This is a genomic window from Rhizobium sp. Root274, assembly GCF_001429245.1.
Lineage (GTDB): Bacteria > Pseudomonadota > Alphaproteobacteria > Rhizobiales > Rhizobiaceae > Allorhizobium.
In genome coordinates this window covers 242345-258345 of sequence record NZ_LMJE01000001.1, presented here as the reverse complement: position 1 = coordinate 258345, position 16001 = coordinate 242345, and the positions used below count along the sequence as shown (strand labels likewise).

The window sequence follows — 16001 nt, the reverse complement described above, 5'->3', positions numbered from 1 at the left end:
AAGGAGAGGCGACATCAACCGCCGGTCATGGGCGGAAAAATGCCGATCTCACGGGCGCCGGCAATCAATTCGTCATGCTCGACATGTTCCTGGTTCACAGCAATCCGGATCGCCTTCGGAAAGCGCAGCGCCTCGGCATACTCGTCGCCAAGGGTCGCGAGATAGGCCACGAGCTCGCCCGCCGTCTTCACGCTGTCCGGCAGGGTGAGCTCTTCCTCACCTTTGCCGATCCGCTCGCGGACCCAGGCGAAATAGACGAGCTTGACCATCTCAATCCACCATGTGCTTGGCGCCGGCGCGGAAGTAGTCGTAGCCGGTATAGATGGTCAGGATCGCGGCGATCCAGAGCAGCGTAATGCCCATTTCCGTCGTGTAGGGCAGCACCTTGTCGCCGGCAGGTCCTGCGAGCAGGAAAGCAATCGCCACCATCTGCGCCGTCGTCTTCCATTTGGCGATCCGTGTCACGGGCACGCTGACCTTCAAAGCCGCCAGATATTCGCGCAGGCCCGAAACAAGAATTTCACGGCAGAGGATGGTGATCGCGGCCCACAACGACCAGCCTGCAATGGTCTGATCGGCTGCGAGAAGAAGAAGCACGGCGGCGATCAGCAGTTTATCCGCGATTGGATCCAGCATCTTCCCGATATTGGACGTCTGGTTCCAGATCCGCGCGAGATAGCCGTCGAAGTAATCGGTGATGGATGCGACGATGAAGATCGCAAGACCCGCCCAGCGGGCAAAGTCCGAGCTTTGCAGGCGGCCTTCAACGAAGAAGCAGAGCACGATCAGCGGCACGGCCAGAATGCGGGCGTAAGTCAGGAGATTGGGGATATTGTATGCGCGCGAAGCCATGATGCCCTGTCTTTGGATGGTATTGCGTCGACAGTTGAGGGCTTTCAACGAGAGCCGTCAACTCAAGATTTCTGAACGCCTTTTATCATGAAAGCGCCAGAGGGTACGTCGTTTCCGGTCAATCGCCGCCGCTTTCGTGAAAATGATTGTAGACAAGGCGCGCGACCGCTTCGGAAATGCCCTCGACCGCCATCAAGTCGCTGACGGCTGCCCGCGACACCGCTTTCGCCGTGCCAAAATGCTGCAGAAGCGCCCGTTTGCGCGTCGGGCCAATGCCGCCGATCTCGTCGAGCGGGTTCTTGACCATTTCCTTCTTGCGCCGCGCCCGGTGCGAGCCGATCGCAAAGCGATGCGCTTCGTCACGCATGCGCTGGATGAAATAGAGGACGGGGTCGCGCGGTGGCAGCGTAAAGTCCGGCTTGCCCCTGACGAAGAAGCGCTCGCGCCCCGCATCGCGGTCAACACCCTTGGCAACGCCGATGGCGATGACGCTCTCGGTGATGTCGAGATCCTCAAGGATCTTGCGCACCGCCGTCATCTGCCCTTGGCCACCGTCAATCAGGATAACGTCAGGCCAGGCGGGGAAGGGGGTGTCGGCACTGTCTTCAGGAGGCGTCGTTCGGTCCGGCTTGCCCTCTTCCTTGAGCAGCCGCGAGAAGCGCCGCGTCATCACTTCGCGCATCATGCCGAAATCGTCGCCGGGGGTGATGTCGGTCGACTTGATGTTGAAATTGCGATACTGGCCCTTCACGAAGCCTTCCGGCCCGGCGACGACCATGCCGCCGACGGCATTGGTGCCCATGATGTGGGAGTTGTCGTAGATCTCGATGCGGCGCGGCACGTAAGGCAGTTGGAAGGTCTCGGCAAAGCCCGCCAGCAGCCGCGACTGCGAGGCGGTTTCAGCGAGCTTGCGGCCATGCGCCTCGCGCGCATTGGCACTGACATGGTCGAGCAGGTCCTTCTTTTCGCCCCGCTGCGGAATTGAGATCGCCACCTTATGCCCCGCGCGCTCCGACAGGGCTGTGGCCAGCAGTTCCTGCTCGTCGATCTGCTCCGACAGAAGCACGAGACGCGGACAGGGGCGGTCGTCATAGAACTGCGCCAGAAAGGAATTGAGCACTTCGGCACTGGTGAGCTGCGGATCCGCCTTCGGGAAATAGGCCTGGTTGCCCCAGTTTTGGCCAGCGCGGAAGAAGAACACCTGGATGCAGGACAAGCCACCCTCGTGATGGATGGCAAAGATGTCGGCTTCCTCGACGCCGGCTGGATTGATGCCCTGGTGGCTCTGCACGTGGCTGAGGCCAGCAAGTCGATCACGGAACACGGCGGCGCGCTCGAAGTCGAGATCCTCGGCCGCCTCGTTCATTGCCCGCGCGATCGATTCCTTGACGTTCTGGCTGCGCCCCGAGAGGAAGTCTTTGGCCTGACGGACCAGTTCACCATAGCCCTCGTCGCTGATTTCATGCGTGCAGGGACCGGAGCAGCGCTTGATTTGATAAAGCAGGCAGGGGCGTGTCCGGCTCTCGAACACGCTGTCGGTACAGGTGCGCAAGAGGAAGGCGCGCTGCAGCGAATTGATTGTCCGCCCAACAGCACTCGCCGAGGCGAAGGGGCCGAAATAATCGCCTTTGCGCGCCCGGGCTCCGCGATGCTTGTAAAGAGCCGGTGCCCGCGTGTCGCCCGTGATCAGGATATAGGGGAAGCTCTTGTCGTCGCGCAAAAGTACGTTGAAGCGCGGCCGCAACCGCTTGATCAGATTGGCTTCGAGCAGCAGCGCCTCGACCTCGGTCCGGGTCGTAACGAATTCCATATGCACGGTCTCGCGCACCATGCGCGTCAACCGGTTGGAATGCAGGCGCCCTTGCGCATAATTGCTGACGCGCTTCTTCAGGCTGCGCGCCTTGCCGACATACATGACGTCGCCGTCCTTGTTCAGCATCCGGTAGACGCCGGGCGAATTGGGCAGGCGCTTGACGAATTCGCCGATCAGGTCGGCGCCGGTCAGGCCCGTCTCATCCAGGCCGTCGACATGCCAGTCGATCTCGATCCCGGCGCGCGCAGGTTCTGCCTCGACGACGATGCCTTCGTCCTCGTCTTCCGTTCCGTCATAGAGAACGCCGCCATCGGGCAGCTTTCCTCCATTCATTCATTGATCTCCGTACCGTGCCAAATCAGATGTTGGCCCCCATCCAGGGCGATCATTTGGCCGGTGATCGACGGCGTGTCAAAAAGAAAGCGGATGGTACGGCCGAATTCGGTGAGGGAAGGGCCGCGCTTTAGCGGCAGGCTGTCGACCTGCGCCTGGAAATCCTCCGGCCGTTGCCGCTCCGAAATCAGCGTCGGCCCGGGGCCGATCGCATTCACACGCACGCGCGGGGCATAGGCCTGTGCCATGGTCTGCGTCGCCGTCCAAAGTGTCGCCTTCGACAGCGTATAGGAAAAAAAGGTCGGCTTGAGTGCCAGCACGCGCTGGTCGATGATGTTGACGATCAGGCCTGACCGATCCTCGGGGAGGGCCTGAACCAGTGCGGCACTCAAAATGGCAGGCGCGCGCACGTGAAGGTCGAAGTGCCGGCTGAATGTCTCGGCATTGAAGTCGAGAGCCGTGTCATCCTCGAAGATCGAGGCATTGTTGACCAGCACGCCAATTGGCCCAAGTTCCGCTTCGGCCCGCGTGATCAGCGTGCTGCTCTCGGAAATGTTACCCAGATCCGCTTTCAGGGCGATCGCCTTTTTTCCCTCAGTGCGAAGGGCCGCCGCCACTGCCTCCGCCTCGGCCAGGGACCCGTTCGCATGCAACGCCACGGCAAAGCCTTGGGCCGCCAAGTCTTCCGCAATGGCCCTGCCAAGTCGTTTGGCCGATCCGGTGACGAGAGCGGTCCTGGGTATGCCGGTTTGCATGCGTTCTAACCTTGTTCAGCAGAGGTGACGCGCTGCATATATGGCGCCATCGCGATATTTAAACCGCCTCTTCTTGATTCAATGCCGGGTATCATTTTCAAGGCGGATAAGTAAAAACTGAAGGTAGACTCAATTATACTTGTGACTTTCGTGTAAACTATTTGTTATGGTTAACGAATCGTTTGTGTCATTCAAGCAACATCCTAATTATGCCGCCCAAGTGCCACAATAAATTCACATTTCGGCTCTTTCTATTCCTCAATTGACCGCCATTTGTACATTCGGAACGGGCAGGGAATACCCAATAACGTTCAGGCCGCCGTTGGTTCTGAGTGAAGCGCGGCCCGGAACTGTAAAGGAGACTAGTATGCGTAACCTCAAGATCATCCTTCTGGCATCTGCCACCACTTTCGCCGCTTTCCAGGCCGCCCAGGCCGCGGACGCGATCTACCAGGCTCCGGAAGCTCCGCCGATGGCAAACGACGTTGCGGCTCCCGGCGGCAACTGGGCTGGTGCCTATCTCGGTGGTGCAGCCACCTACGAATTCGGCAAGTTCACCGGCTCCAACGACGGCCGCGATGCAAACGGCCTCGGCGGCACGGTCTACGGCGGCTACAACATGCAGAGCGGCTCGATCGTTTACGGTGCAGAAGCCGACCTCAGCTACGCTGGTGAAGACGGCTCTGCCGGCTCGACCGGTGGCGGCGCCTCGCTGAAGGGCACCCAGGGCGTCAACGGCTCGGTTCGCGGCCGCGTCGGCTACGACCTGAACCCCTTCATGGTCTACGGCACCGCCGGTGTGGCTGTTGGCAATCATGAACTGAAGGGCGCTGGCGACAGCGACGAGAAGCTGGCTGCCGGTTACACGGTTGGCGCCGGTGTCGAAACCTTCGTCACCGACAACATCACCGCCCGCGTCGAATACCGCTACAGCGACTACCAGAAGCGCGACTTCGACATCAACGGTTCGACGATCTCGCGCGGCTTCGACGACCATTCGGTCAAGGTCGGTATGGGCGTGAAGTTCTGATCCACCGCTTAGTTGAAACAAGAAAAAGCCGGGTTCGCCCGGCTTTTTTTATTGTGCCGCTTTGAGGCGGTTGATCAGGCCTTGGGGCGCAGCGCCGGGTAGGGCTCGAACTGCTTGGCGAAAATGGCCGGCCATTCGGCGAGCGCCGCGCGGCCATTTTCCCATTCGCCAGGAAAGCGCAGCATCAGGTAGCCGAGTGTGGCCGCCAGCGCAAAATGACCGCCATGCAGCTTCTTGCCGGTCTTCGGCAGGGTCTTGTCCAGATAATCAAGGCTGCGATTGATCTTCGCCCATTGCCGGTCGATAACATCCTGGCTCACCAGTTCCGGCGGCCGGTAACGCCGTTCGTAGACGATGGCCAGCAGGCAGTCGCTGATCCCGTCGCAGAGCGCCTCCAGCACCTCCGCCTCCGTCCGCTTCGCCTTGTCCTTGGGATAGAGCCGCTTCTCGGCGGTCCGATGCAGAAAATGCATGATGGCGCGGCTGTCGAAGATCGCTTCGCCCTTGTCGGTAATCAGTGTCGGGATCTTGCCGAGCGGGTTCTTCTCGACAAGTTCCGATGGGTCGTCGGCCGTATTCACCCGGACGTCCTCAAGCGCGATGCCGAGATAGCGGGCGGCCATGCGGACTTTCGAGGAATAGGGCGAGGCGGGCGCGAAGAGCAGCTTCATCATGGTTTCCTGTGGCTCTCGTTGCGAGTTAGGGCTGAGGCGGGATGGTCAGATCGGATCGCTTGCACGATCGTTGGTCCACCTCCCGGCAGGCGCGGAAATTGAGCGACGTATCGAGGCAGATCCGCACCTCATCGACTCTCTGACTATCACAGGTGATTGCGACTGCCGAGGCGGTCAGTCCCGGATTGCTGCGGATAAATGCCTGCTCAAGTGCTGCCGGTGATGTCTGCAGCGGCTGGCGCACGGAGGAGAACTGCGGCGGTATCAGGATCTTGTCATGCGCTTTTCGAACGAGGGCGAAGTAATCTGCCATCGAAAGCCCCGAACAACTGCCATGCTTGCGCCATTGATGGCCGATCAGCCCCATGCCGGGCATGATGTCCATGATCCCGCGCGCGATGCTGTCCGGCACACGACTGCCGTCTGAGCTGTCGCAGTCCTGCGGATAACCGCGTTCGTTCTGCGGCCAGAGCCCATGCACCACCCAGCCGAAGCGCTTTCCGGTGCCGCACTGGACCCGGTTGCCTCGACCTGCCTCGCTGTCGCAGTAGGTCGGCGACCAGGAGAGTGAGAGGACATAGAAGTCGAACCCGCGACCTCCTTGAACCTCCGACGGTTCATTCGGAAATTGTGGCTTGTTGCCAGACTGCGATGGGGTCTGGTCGAGCTGAGGTGAGGTCGTTGTGACAGACGGACTTTCGACGCGCTTGCTCGGCAGAAAGCTGTAGAAAGCAGCTGCCACAAGCAGAAGGCCGAAGGCGAAAAAGCCGCTATAGCGTCCCATGGCTGCCCTCCGATCAATCTTCCCCGCGCAGCCAGAAGCAGCGATGCGATGCATAACGATCCTGCGCCATCAGCCGCTTGAGCTCCGGCAGCACCAGATGCATCTCGTCCTTCAGCGTGAAGGGCGGGTTGACGATCACGAGACCCGTGCCGGAAAGGCCAGTTTGGTCGCGGTCGCTTTTCACATGCAGTTCGGCACACAGCATCTTCGGAATTTCCAGCGCCTGCAGCGCCTCGTGGAATTCCTTGATCGGCGCACCCTTCTTGATCGGATACCAGAGGCAATAGACGCCATTGGCAAAGCGGCGATGCGCCTTGGCAAGGCCTTCCACCAGCCGCTCGTATTCGCCCTCTTTCTCGAAGGGCGGATCGACCAGCACGATGCCGCGCTTTTCCTTCGGCGGCAGATGCGCATTCAGCGTCAGCCAGCCATCGAGTTCGGTCACGCGCACCTGGAAATCGCCTTCAAACAGGCGCGCAAGGGCTCGCGAATCCTCCGGATGCAATTCCATCGCCGAAAGCCGGTCCTGCGGGCGAAAGAGATCGCGCGCGAGCTTCGGCGATCCCGGATATTTCTGCAGCGGACCGCCGGCCTCGCGCTCTGGGTTCAAGGCCTTCACCGCATTGAGATAGGGCGCCATGATCTCCGCCACCTTTTCCGGCAGCTCGGCATCAATGACCTTGCCGATGCCCTCAAGCCATTCGCCGGTCTTCTGCGCCTCCTCGGAGGACAGATCATAGAGCCCGATCCCGGCATGGGTATCGAGCACACGAAACGCCTTGTCCTTCTGCTGCAGGTAGACGATCAGCCGCGACAGCACGAGATGCTTCAGGACATCGGCAAAATTGCCCGCGTGATAGATGTGGCGATAATTCATGTGCGGTTCCGATGGCAGTGATGATTTGTTCGAATGGGGCTTTTGAGCGTTTCGGCCTTGGCCTATAACGGCCCCATGAACATCCAGAGCCCCATCCGAAACCGGTCGGTCGGTCATACGGCCTGTCCGCATGACTGTCCATCCACCTGCGCCCTCGACGTCGATATCACGGAGGACGGCCGCATCGGCCGCGTGCGTGGCGCGGCCGAAAACAGCTACACCGCCGGCGTCATCTGCGCCAAGGTCGCGCGCTATGCCGAGCGGCTCTACCATCCCGACCGCCTGATGAAGCCGGTCCGCCGGGCAGGGGGCAAGGGTTCGGGCCAGTGGCAGGATGTCACCTGGGAAGCCGCCCTCGACGAAATCGCCGACGCCTTCGTCAAGGCCGAGCAGCGCCACGGCTCCGAAGCCGTCTGGCCGTACTTCTATGCCGGCACCATGGGCCTCGTGCAGCGCGATTCCATCGAGCGCCTGCGCCACGCCAAGAAATACTCCGGCTTCTTCGGCACGATCTGCACCAACATGGCCTGGACCGGCTACGTCATGGGCACCGGCACGCTTCGCGGACCCGACCCGCGTGAGATGGCCGTCTCCGACTGCGTCGTCATCTGGGGCACCAATGCGGTCGCCACCCAGGTCAACGTGATGACCCACGCGATCAAGGCGCGGAAGGATCGCGGCGCGAAGATCGTGGTCATCGACGTCTATGACAATCCGACGATGAAACAGGCCGATATGGCCCTGATCCTGAAGCCCGGCACCGATGCGGCACTTGCATGTGCTGCCATGCACATCGCTTTCCGCGATGGTCATGCCGATCGCGCTTATATGGCGAAGTTTGCCGATGATCCGGTGGGGCTTGAAGCGCATCTCAAGAACAAGACACCGGAATGGGCGGCCGCCATCACCGGCCTCTCGGTCGAGGAGATCGAGGCCTTCGCGCGCCACGTCGGCACGACGCCGAAAACCTTCTTCCGCCTCGGCTACGGCTTCACCCGCAGCCGCAATGGCGCCGTTTCTATGCATGCTGCACTTTCGCTCGCAACCGTGCTTGGCTCCTGGCAATACGAGGGAGGCGGCGCGTTTCACTCGAACAGTGACATCTTCCAGCTAAACAAGGCGGAACTGATGGGCACCGCCATGGTCGACCCTGACATCCGCATGCTCGACCAGTCGCAGATCGGACGCGTGCTGACCGGAGACGCGGAAGCCTTGCGCCATCGCGGGCCGGTCACGGCCATGCTCATCCAGAACACCAATCCGGTGAATGTCGCGCCCGAACAGCGGCTGGTGAAACAGGGCTTCCTGCGCGACGACCTTTTCGTCGCAGTGCACGAGCAGTTCATGACAGAGACGGCGGAACTCGCAGACATCGTGCTCCCCGCCACCATGTTCGTCGAGCATGACGACATCTATCGCGGCGGCGGCCAGAGCCATATGCTGCTTGGTCCCAAGCTCGTCGACGCGCCGCCGCTGGTGCGCACCAATCTCTTCGTCATTGAGGAACTGGCCAAACGCCTCGGTGTCGCGGATCGACCCGGCTTCGGCAAGGCCGAGCGCGAACACATCGAGCGCATGCTCTATATCAGCGGCAAGCCGGATTTCGACACGCTGCTTGAGGACAAATGGCTCGACTGCCAGCCGGCCTTCGAGGACGCGCATTACCTGAATGGCTTTGCCCATCCAGACGGCAAGTTCCGCTTCAAGCCGGACTGGGAAAATACGCCAGCCCCGAACAAGCCGCCGGCAAAGCTCGGTTCGCTGGGGCCGGTGAAGCAGCTCCCGGTTTATCCCGATCAGGTCGATCTGATCGAAGTGGCCGATGCCGAACATCCCTTCCGGCTTGCCACTTCGCCGGCGCGCAACTTCCTGAATTCCACCTTTGCCGAGACAAAAACCTCGCGCGACAAGGAGGGCCGCCCCGAAGTCATGGTGAACCCCGCCGATGCCTTGCGCCTCAGCCTTGCCGATGGCGATGTCGTGCACCTTGGAAACAGGCGCGGTGACCTGCGCATCCACGCGAAAATCACCGAGGCCGTGAAGCCGGGCGTGCTGGTGGCCGAAGGTCTCTGGCCCAACAAGGCGCATCTCGACGGCGAAGGCATCAACGTCCTGACCGGTGGTGATCCGGCAGCGCCCCATGGCGGTGCTGCCTTCCACGACAACAAGGTCTGGATGAGAAAAGCATATTCATGAGCATTTTCGACAAGGCCCGGATCGCGATCCTGGAAGACAAGACGCTATGGAAGGGCTGGAGCCATCTGCGCGGCATCACCTTCGACTTCTTCCGCGAGGGCAGGGCGCCGCATCGGCTATCGTGGGAAGTGTTCGACCGCCGCAATGCCTCGGCTATTCTTCTGCACAATGTTGACCGCGATAGCGTGACCCTGGTTCGGCAGCTCCGCATCGCAGCCCATCTGAGCGGCGACCACGCCTACTTGCTCGAAGTGCCCGCAGGCTTCATTGACGACGGCGAAACCGCATTACAGGCGGCGCTGCGCGAAGCGCTCGAAGAGACCGGCTACAGGATCGCGAAAGCCACCGCTTGCTTCGCAGCCTATATGTCGCCGGGATCAGTGACTGAAAAGCTGCACGGCTTCTACGCCGCAGTCGCCGATGCCGACCGCGTCGCCGAGGGTGGCGGACTGGACGACGAGCATGAGGATATCGAAGTGGTCGAGCTCTCCTTTGCCGAGGCCACGGAGATGGTCGAAGCGGGCGAGCTCGTTGACGCCAAGACGATCATGCTCTTGCAATGGGCGGCTTTGAACAGACGGTGATAGGAGGGGTCAGGCGCTGATCAACCTGGCTTCTGCATCCGTTCCCGAAGCAAGCCGCTCGACGCTGCCGTCAGCGCGCATGGTGACGCCACCTGATGCGACCAGCCTGAGCGCAGCCGCATAGGTCTGATGCTCTACGGTGAGCACCCGTGCGGCCAGCGTCTCCGCGGTGTCGTCGATCAGCACAGGCACCACCGATTGCGCAATAACCGGACCTTCATCCATGCCTTCGGTGACGAAATGCACGGTGCAGCCGGCGACCTTCATACCGGCGTCGAGCGCGCGTTGGTGGGTGTGGAGACCTGCAAAGAGCGGCAGCAGGGAAGGATGAATGTTGAGGATCCGTCCCTCATACGCACGGATGAAATCGCCTGAGAGCAGGCGCATGTAACCGGCAAGGCAGATCAGATCCGGGCCGATCTCTGCGAGTGCGGCAAGGATTGCCGCCTCGTGTTCAGCTTTGGAAGCGAAAGCCTTGCGCTCGAACACGCGTGTGGGCATGCCGAGCGCTTCGGCTTTGGCAAGCCCACCGGCCTCCGGTTTGTCTGAGAAGACGGCAACGATTTCGGCCGGGAAATCCGCCGCTTCGCAGGCTTTCGCCAGCGCCAGCATGTTCGATCCGCCGCCGGAAATGAAGGCGACGACGCGTTTGCAGCCGCCGCTCATAGAGCGAGCACGCCCTTGTAGGTCACGCCATGCGCACCCTCTTCGCGGGCGATCATGCGGCCGAGGCGGGCAACGATTTCACCTTCGGCCTCCAGCACCTTGGTGACGTCGTCCACCTTGTCGGAGGAAACGACGACGATCATGCCGATGCCGCAGTTGAAGGTGCGCAGCATTTCGTTCTGCTCCACGCCGCCGGTCTTGGCGAGCCAGGAGAAGACGGCCGGAACCTTGAATGAGGCGAGGTCGATCTCGGCGGCAAGATGCTTCGGCAGCACGCGCGGGATGTTCTCGGGGAAGCCGCCACCGGTGATGTGAGCAAGGGCCTTCAGCGACTTGGTTTCCTTGATCGCCTTCAAAAGCTGCTTCACATAGATGCGGGTCGGGGTGAGCAGTGCTGCACCGAGTGACTTGCCCTCGGCAAAGGGCGCCGGTGCATCCCAGGCAAGGCCCGAGAGTTCAACGATCTTGCGCACCAGCGAAAAGCCGTTGGAATGCACGCCCGAAGACGAAAGGCCGAGGATCACGTCGCCTTCCGCGATGTCACCTGCGGGCAGTAGTTCGCCGCGCTCGGCAGCACCGACGGCAAAGCCTGCGAGGTCATAGTCGCCCTTGGAATACATGCCCGGCATTTCGGCCGTCTCGCCACCGATCAGTGCGCAGCCGGCTTCCAGGCAGCCAGCCGCAATACCTTGCACGATCGCAGCGCCCTGGTCTGGATCCAGCTTGCCGGTGGCGAAATAGTCGAGGAAGAGCAGGGGCTCGGCGCCCTGGACAACGAGGTCGTTGACGCACATGGCGACCAGATCGATGCCAACGGTGTCATGGAGATTGGCGTCGATGGCGATCTTCAGCTTGGTGCCGACGCCGTCGTTTGCGGCGACAAGGATGGGGTCCTTGAAGCCGGCGGCCTTCAGATCGAAGAGCCCGCCAAAACCGCCGATCTCGCCATCGGCGCCCGGACGGCGCGTCGACTTCACGGCCGGCTTGATCTTCTCGACCATCAGGTTGCCGGCATCGATGTCGACGCCCGCATCGCTATAGGTCAACCCGTTCTTGCCAGCCTGGCTCATGCCTGCCTCCGATCTGAAGAGAATTGGGCTGGCCATGGCATGAAGTGCCCAAGGATGCAAGCCGCGAGCCGGATAAGTGCACGATTTCCCGGCCCGATCCGCGCTTGAAAGCCGGTTGTCGGCACCACGCGCTTGCGAGTTCTTGACCAGGGGTTCCGCGCTGACCTATCTCCTTGAGACGAATTGCTGCTATGCCACAGAGAACGGGCTGGCAAGCCATCCGCAAGGAGTTGAGGACATGCATCGCAACATCAGCGCCATCGGCCTTCGCCGCCAGGCTTTTTTCTGGCTCGGCACGCTGGCCGTCTTCGTCGTCTTTCTGATGATGTTTTCGTCGATCCTCCTGCCGTTCATCGCCGGCATGGCGCTCGCCTATTTCCTCGATCCGGTGGCCGACCGTCTGGAGCGCATCGGCCTGAGCCGGCTGATGGCGACGGTGGTCATCCTCGTCTCCTTCATCGTCGTCTTCATCCTGTCGCTGATGATCATCATCCCTATCCTGGCCAGCCAGCTGAACGACTTTATCCAGCGCGTGCCGGAATATGTGTCGCAGCTGCAGAGCTTCATCGCCAGCTCGAACGCCGCCTGGCTGCCCGACTGGGTCGACGGCCAGATGGAGACGATCCGGCAGAATTTCTCCCGCTATCTGACAGAGGGCGTCGGCTTCATCGGCACCCTGGTGGGCCAGATCTGGAATTCCGGCAAGGCGCTGGTCGACATCGTTTCGCTGCTGGTGGTCACCCCGGTCGTCGCCTTCTACCTGCTGCTCGACTGGGACCGGATGATCGCCAAGGTGGATAGCTGGGTGCCGCGCAGCCAGCTGGCAACCGTGCGGCAACTGGCGCGTGAACTCGACAATACCATCGCCGGCTTTGTCCGTGGCCAGGGTTCGCTCTGCCTGATCCTCGGCATCTTCTATGCCGTCGGCCTGTCGCTGGCGGGCCTCAACTTCGGCCTGCTCATCGGCTTCTTCACAGGATTGATCAGCTTCATTCCCTATGTCGGCTCCACGGTGGGCCTGCTGTTGGCGCTCGGCGTGGCTCTCGTACAGTTCTGGCCCGATTTCATCTGGATCGGTGTCGTCGCCGGCATCTTCTTCCTCGGTCAGTTCATCGAGGGCAATATCCTGCAGCCGAAGCTGGTGGGCAAAAGCGTCGGCCTGCACCCGGTCTGGCTGATGTTTGCCCTGTTTGCCTTCGGCGCGCTCTTCGGCTTCGTCGGCGTCCTGGTCGCAGTACCCGCGGCCGCGGCCGTTGGCGTGCTTGTCCGCTTCGCGCTGTCGCGTTATCTTGAAAGCGATCTCTATTATGGTTCGGCGATCGATCTTTCGCTCACCGCATCACCAACCGTTGGCGAAATCGGCGGCGAGATCCAGCCCCAGGCCACAGAGAAGTGAATGACTGACGTCAAGAGGGTATCCGAGCGGCGCGGGCCCGGCGAACAGCTGCCGCTCGTCTTCGATCATGGCTCTGCCACCGGGCGCGACGACCTTCTGGTCTCGGAGCGTCTGGCGGCAGCCGTGTCGCTGGTCGATGCCTGGCCGGCTTGGCCATCGCCGGTGGTGATCCTGCAGGGGCCGGAAGGCTCGGGCAAATCCCACCTCGCGCAGATTTTCCGCGATGTGAGCGGCGCCGCCGATATCGATGCCAAGGTAGGGCAGGGCGCCTCCAGCCTCGCCGCTGCCGGTCCTGTCGTCCTGGAAGATGCCGATCGCAACGGCTTTGACGAGGTCGAGCTTTTCCATGTAATCAATGCGGTACGCCAGCACGGCACCTCGCTGTTGATCACCTCGCGCAGTTTCCCGCCGTCCTGGAACGTTGCCCTGCCGGACCTTGCCTCGCGGCTGAAGGCGGCCACCGTGGTCGAAATCGGCGCACCGGATGAAGAGCTTCTGGGCCAGCTGATCATGAAGCTGTTTGCCGATCGCCAGCTTTACATTGATGACAAGATCGTTGGGTATATCGTGAAGCGGATGGAACGATCCTTCACCGCTGCCCAGCAGGTGGTCGACCGGCTGGACAAGGTGGCGCTCGCCCGACGCACCCGGATCAGCCGCAACCTTGCCGCAGAAGTGCTGGAGACCCTGGAACAGCCGCAGAGCGGGGACTAGGCGTCACAGATCTGTCGTCATACTGTTATAGTGGCCCAAGGGGCAACAAAGGGACGAAGGCATGGACAGCGCGGTAAACGAGACGGTTGGCACAAATGGCGAGGACGCGGTCCAGACGGATGACATCCGCACCAGTCCCCTGCGCTTCATCAATCGGGAATTCTCCTGGCTGCAGTTCAACCGCCGCGTCCTAGAGGAAACGCTGAACACCGCCCACCCGCTTCTCGAGCGGGTCCGCTTCCTCTCGATCTCTGCGGCCAATCTCGACGAATTTTTCATGGTCCGCGTGGCCGGACTCGAAGGTCAGGTGCGCCAGAGCATCGTGGTGCGCAGTCCCGACGGCAAGACGCCCGCCGAACAGCTTGATGATATCCTGAAGGAAATCGACAACCTGCAGATGGAGCAGCAGGCCTCGCTTGCGGTCCTCCAGCAGTATCTCGCCAATGAGGAAATCCTTATCGTGCGCCCGGCCGCGCTATCGGACGACGATCGCCGCTGGCTGGAAAACACCTTCGAGGATTCGATTTTCCCGGTTCTGACGCCGCTCTCCATCGACCCGGCGCATCCCTTCCCTTTCATCCCCAATCTCGGCTTCTCCATGGGCCTGCAGCTCTGCTCGAGCCGGACCGGTGAGCCGATGACGGCGCTGCTGCGCCTGCCACCCACCCTTGATCGCTTCATCCGTCTGCAGGACATCGGCGCCACTATCAGGTACATCACCCTGGAGGATGTCGTCGGCCTGTTCATCAATCGGCTCTATCCGGGTTACGAGGTCAAGGGTTTCGGCACCTTCCGCATCATCCGAGACAGCGATATCGAAGTCGAGGAAGAGGCCGAAGATCTCGTGCGCTTCTTCGAGACGGCTTTGAAGCGCCGCCGCCGCGGATCGGTCATCCGCATCGAGGTCGATTCAGAAATGCCGGTGGCGCTGCGCCAGTTCGTCGTACATGAGCTGAACGTGCCGGATAACCGCGTCGCCGTCCTGCCGGGCCTGCTTGCCCTCAACACGATCTCGGAAATCTGCAAGGCCCCGCGCGACGACCTGCGTTTCGAGCCCTACAACGCCCGTTTCCCGGAGCGCGTTCGCGAACATGCCGGTGATTGCCTCGCGGCCATCCGCGAGAAGGACATGATCGTCCACCACCCCTATGAGAGCTTCGACGTCGTCGTGCAGTTCCTGCTGCAGGCCGCCCGCGATCCGGACGTGCTGGCGATCAAGCAGACTCTTTACCGCACGTCCAACGACAGCCCCATTGTGCGCGCATTGATCGACGCGGCCGAAGCCGGCAAGTCCGTCACGGCTCTCGTCGAGTTGAAGGCTCGCTTCGATGAAGAAGCCAACATCCGTTGGGCCCGCGACCTCGAGCGCGCGGGCGTGCAGGTCGTGTTCGGTTTCATCGAACTCAAGACCCACGCCAAGATGTCGATGGTCGTGCGCCGTGAAGACGGAAAGCTCAGAACCTACTGCCATCTCGGCACCGGCAACTATCACCCGGTCACGGCGAAGATCTACACCGACCTGTCCTTCTTCACCTGCAACCCGAAGATCGCGCATGACATGGCGAATGTCTTCAACTTCATCACCGGCTACGGCGAGCCGGAAGAGGGCATGAAGCTCGCGGTCTCGCCTTATACGTTGCGCCCGCGCATCCTGCGTCATATCAACGAGGAGATCGAGCACGCGAAAGCCGGTCGCCCCGCGCAGATCTGGATGAAGATGAACTCGCTGGTCGATCCCGAGATCATCGACGCCTTGTATGAGGCAAGCAGTGCCGGCGTCGAGATCGATCTCGTCATCCGCGGCATCTGCTGCCTGCGCCCGCGAGTAGCAGGCCTTTCGGACAATATCCGGGTCAAGTCGATCGTCGGTCGCTTCCTTGAGCACAGCCGCATCTTCTGCTTCGGCAACGGTCACCGTCTGCCCTCCGACAAGGCGCTGGTCTATATCGGCTCCGCCGATATGATGCCGCGCAATCTCGACCGTCGTGTCGAGACCCTGGTGCCGCTGATCAACCCGACAGTGCATGAGCAGGTGCTGTCACAGATCATGCTGGGCAACCTGATTGACAACCAGCAGAGCTACGAGATATTGGCCGACGGAACGTCTCGCCGCATTGAGGTTAGACAGGGTGAGGAACCTTTCAACGCCCAGCACTATTTCATGACCAATCCCAGCCTTTCGGGCCGGGGCGAAGCCTTGAAATCGAGTGCACCGAAACTGATCGCCGGTCTGATTTCCGGCAGGAAACGCTAACAC

At 61.4% G+C, this 16001-nt stretch carries 15 protein-coding genes; 6 read left to right on the top strand and 9 right to left on the bottom strand.

Annotated features, from left to right (window positions below; translation table 11 throughout):
• Positions 1-14: 14 nt before the first annotated feature.
• The 4 genes from moaD to ASE36_RS01355 all read right to left on the bottom strand — a co-directional run bounded on the left by moaD (position 15) and on the right by ASE36_RS01355 (position 3753).
• Complete coding sequence (gene moaD / locus ASE36_RS01370; protein ID WP_062274891.1) at positions 15-269, bottom strand: molybdopterin converting factor subunit 1; 255 nt, start codon at positions 267-269, stop codon at positions 15-17.
• Between the two features lies 1 nt (position 270).
• Positions 271-852: a CDP-diacylglycerol--glycerol-3-phosphate 3-phosphatidyltransferase gene (pgsA, locus tag ASE36_RS01365; RefSeq protein ID WP_062274888.1), complete on the bottom strand. Its 582-nt coding sequence runs from the start codon at positions 850-852 to the stop codon at positions 271-273.
• Between the two features lie 118 nt (positions 853-970).
• The gene (gene uvrC / locus ASE36_RS01360) at positions 971-2998 is read right to left on the bottom strand and encodes an excinuclease ABC subunit UvrC (RefSeq protein WP_062274885.1); all 2028 of its coding nucleotides are present in this window, start codon (positions 2996-2998) and stop codon (positions 971-973) included.
• Positions 2995-3753: an SDR family oxidoreductase gene (locus ASE36_RS01355; RefSeq protein ID WP_062274880.1), complete on the bottom strand. Its 759-nt coding sequence runs from the start codon at positions 3751-3753 to the stop codon at positions 2995-2997. The genes uvrC and ASE36_RS01355 overlap by 4 nt, the downstream gene beginning before the upstream one ends.
• Before the next feature lie 367 nt (positions 3754-4120).
• Here ASE36_RS01355 and ASE36_RS01350 point away from each other — a divergent pair, with 367 nt between their 5' ends.
• Positions 4121-4783 carry an outer membrane protein gene (locus ASE36_RS01350; protein WP_062274877.1) on the top strand — a complete coding sequence of 221 codons (663 nt, stop codon included), beginning with the start codon at positions 4121-4123 and terminating at the stop codon, positions 4781-4783.
• A gap of 74 nt (positions 4784-4857) precedes the next feature.
• Here the strand turns inward: ASE36_RS01350 and ASE36_RS01345 are convergent, their stop codons facing one another.
• The 3 genes from ASE36_RS01345 to ASE36_RS01335 are packed head-to-tail and all read right to left on the bottom strand — an operon-like array spanning position 4858 to position 7118.
• Positions 4858-5454 carry a glutathione S-transferase gene (locus ASE36_RS01345; RefSeq protein WP_062274874.1) on the bottom strand — a complete coding sequence of 199 codons (597 nt, stop codon included), beginning with the start codon at positions 5452-5454 and terminating at the stop codon, positions 4858-4860.
• A gap of 28 nt (positions 5455-5482) precedes the next feature.
• Positions 5483-6241 (bottom strand): ribonuclease T2 family protein, encoded by a 759-nt coding sequence (locus ASE36_RS01340; protein WP_062274869.1) that lies wholly within the window; start codon positions 6239-6241, stop codon positions 5483-5485.
• A gap of 13 nt (positions 6242-6254) precedes the next feature.
• Positions 6255-7118 carry a 23S rRNA (adenine(2030)-N(6))-methyltransferase RlmJ gene (locus ASE36_RS01335; RefSeq protein ID WP_062274867.1) on the bottom strand — a complete coding sequence of 288 codons (864 nt, stop codon included), beginning with the start codon at positions 7116-7118 and terminating at the stop codon, positions 6255-6257.
• Between the two features lie 33 nt (positions 7119-7151).
• Here ASE36_RS01335 and ASE36_RS01330 point away from each other — a divergent pair, with 33 nt between their 5' ends.
• Both ASE36_RS01330 and ASE36_RS01325 read left to right on the top strand, forming a co-directional pair.
• Positions 7152-9314: a molybdopterin-dependent oxidoreductase gene (locus ASE36_RS01330; RefSeq protein ID WP_062274864.1), complete on the top strand. Its 2163-nt coding sequence runs from the start codon at positions 7152-7154 to the stop codon at positions 9312-9314.
• Positions 9311-9898: an NUDIX domain-containing protein gene (locus ASE36_RS01325; protein WP_062274861.1), complete on the top strand. Its 588-nt coding sequence runs from the start codon at positions 9311-9313 to the stop codon at positions 9896-9898. The genes ASE36_RS01330 and ASE36_RS01325 overlap by 4 nt, the downstream gene beginning before the upstream one ends.
• A gap of 9 nt (positions 9899-9907) precedes the next feature.
• On the opposite strand, the gene purN is transcribed toward ASE36_RS01325, so the two are convergent.
• Together purN and purM are read right to left on the bottom strand one after the other, a co-directional pair.
• On the bottom strand, positions 9908-10564 hold the full coding sequence (gene purN, locus ASE36_RS01320; protein WP_062274858.1) for a phosphoribosylglycinamide formyltransferase: 657 nt from the start codon (positions 10562-10564) through the stop codon (positions 9908-9910).
• Entirely contained in the window at positions 10561-11634 is a 1074-nt protein-coding gene (gene purM, locus ASE36_RS01315; protein ID WP_062274855.1) for a phosphoribosylformylglycinamidine cyclo-ligase, read from the bottom strand. Before purM ends, purN begins: the two co-directional genes overlap by 4 nt.
• Before the next feature lie 238 nt (positions 11635-11872).
• Here purM and ASE36_RS01310 point away from each other — a divergent pair, with 238 nt between their 5' ends.
• The 3 genes from ASE36_RS01310 (at position 11873) to ASE36_RS01300 (ending at position 15998) form a co-directional block, all read left to right on the top strand.
• Positions 11873-13030: an AI-2E family transporter gene (locus ASE36_RS01310; protein WP_062274853.1), complete on the top strand. Its 1158-nt coding sequence runs from the start codon at positions 11873-11875 to the stop codon at positions 13028-13030.
• Positions 13031-13744: a DnaA regulatory inactivator HdaA gene (gene hdaA, locus ASE36_RS01305; protein ID WP_062274851.1), complete on the top strand. Its 714-nt coding sequence runs from the start codon at positions 13031-13033 to the stop codon at positions 13742-13744.
• A 61-nt stretch (positions 13745-13805) separates the two neighbouring features.
• Entirely contained in the window at positions 13806-15998 is a 2193-nt protein-coding gene (locus ASE36_RS01300) for an RNA degradosome polyphosphate kinase (protein WP_062274844.1), read from the top strand.
• Positions 15999-16001 lie beyond the last annotated feature (3 nt).

Coding starts and splice junctions, on each gene's coding strand:
- ASE36_RS01340 (WP_062274869.1), bottom strand. CDS start 6,241: ATGGGACGCTATAGCGGCTTTTTCGCCTTCGGCCTTCTGCTTGTGGCA.
- ASE36_RS01355 (WP_062274880.1), bottom strand. CDS start 3,753: ATGCAAACCGGCATACCCAGGACCGCTCTCGTCACCGGATCGGCCAAA.
- ASE36_RS01350 (WP_062274877.1), top strand. CDS start 4,121: ATGCGTAACCTCAAGATCATCCTTCTGGCATCTGCCACCACTTTCGCC.
- purN (WP_062274858.1), bottom strand. CDS start 10,564: ATGAGCGGCGGCTGCAAACGCGTCGTCGCCTTCATTTCCGGCGGCGGA.
- purM (WP_062274855.1), bottom strand. CDS start 11,634: ATGAGCCAGGCTGGCAAGAACGGGTTGACCTATAGCGATGCGGGCGTC.
- ASE36_RS01325 (WP_062274861.1), top strand. CDS start 9,311: ATGAGCATTTTCGACAAGGCCCGGATCGCGATCCTGGAAGACAAGACG.
- ASE36_RS01335 (WP_062274867.1), bottom strand. CDS start 7,118: ATGAATTATCGCCACATCTATCACGCGGGCAATTTTGCCGATGTCCTG.
- hdaA (WP_062274851.1), top strand. CDS start 13,031: ATGACTGACGTCAAGAGGGTATCCGAGCGGCGCGGGCCCGGCGAACAG.
- pgsA (WP_062274888.1), bottom strand. CDS start 852: ATGGCTTCGCGCGCATACAATATCCCCAATCTCCTGACTTACGCCCGC.
- moaD (WP_062274891.1), bottom strand. CDS start 269: ATGGTCAAGCTCGTCTATTTCGCCTGGGTCCGCGAGCGGATCGGCAAA.
- uvrC (WP_062274885.1), bottom strand. CDS start 2,998: ATGAATGGAGGAAAGCTGCCCGATGGCGGCGTTCTCTATGACGGAACG.
- ASE36_RS01310 (WP_062274853.1), top strand. CDS start 11,873: ATGCATCGCAACATCAGCGCCATCGGCCTTCGCCGCCAGGCTTTTTTC.
- ASE36_RS01300 (WP_062274844.1), top strand. CDS start 13,806: ATGGACAGCGCGGTAAACGAGACGGTTGGCACAAATGGCGAGGACGCG.
- ASE36_RS01345 (WP_062274874.1), bottom strand. CDS start 5,454: ATGAAGCTGCTCTTCGCGCCCGCCTCGCCCTATTCCTCGAAAGTCCGC.
- ASE36_RS01330 (WP_062274864.1), top strand. CDS start 7,152: ATGGGGCTTTTGAGCGTTTCGGCCTTGGCCTATAACGGCCCCATGAAC.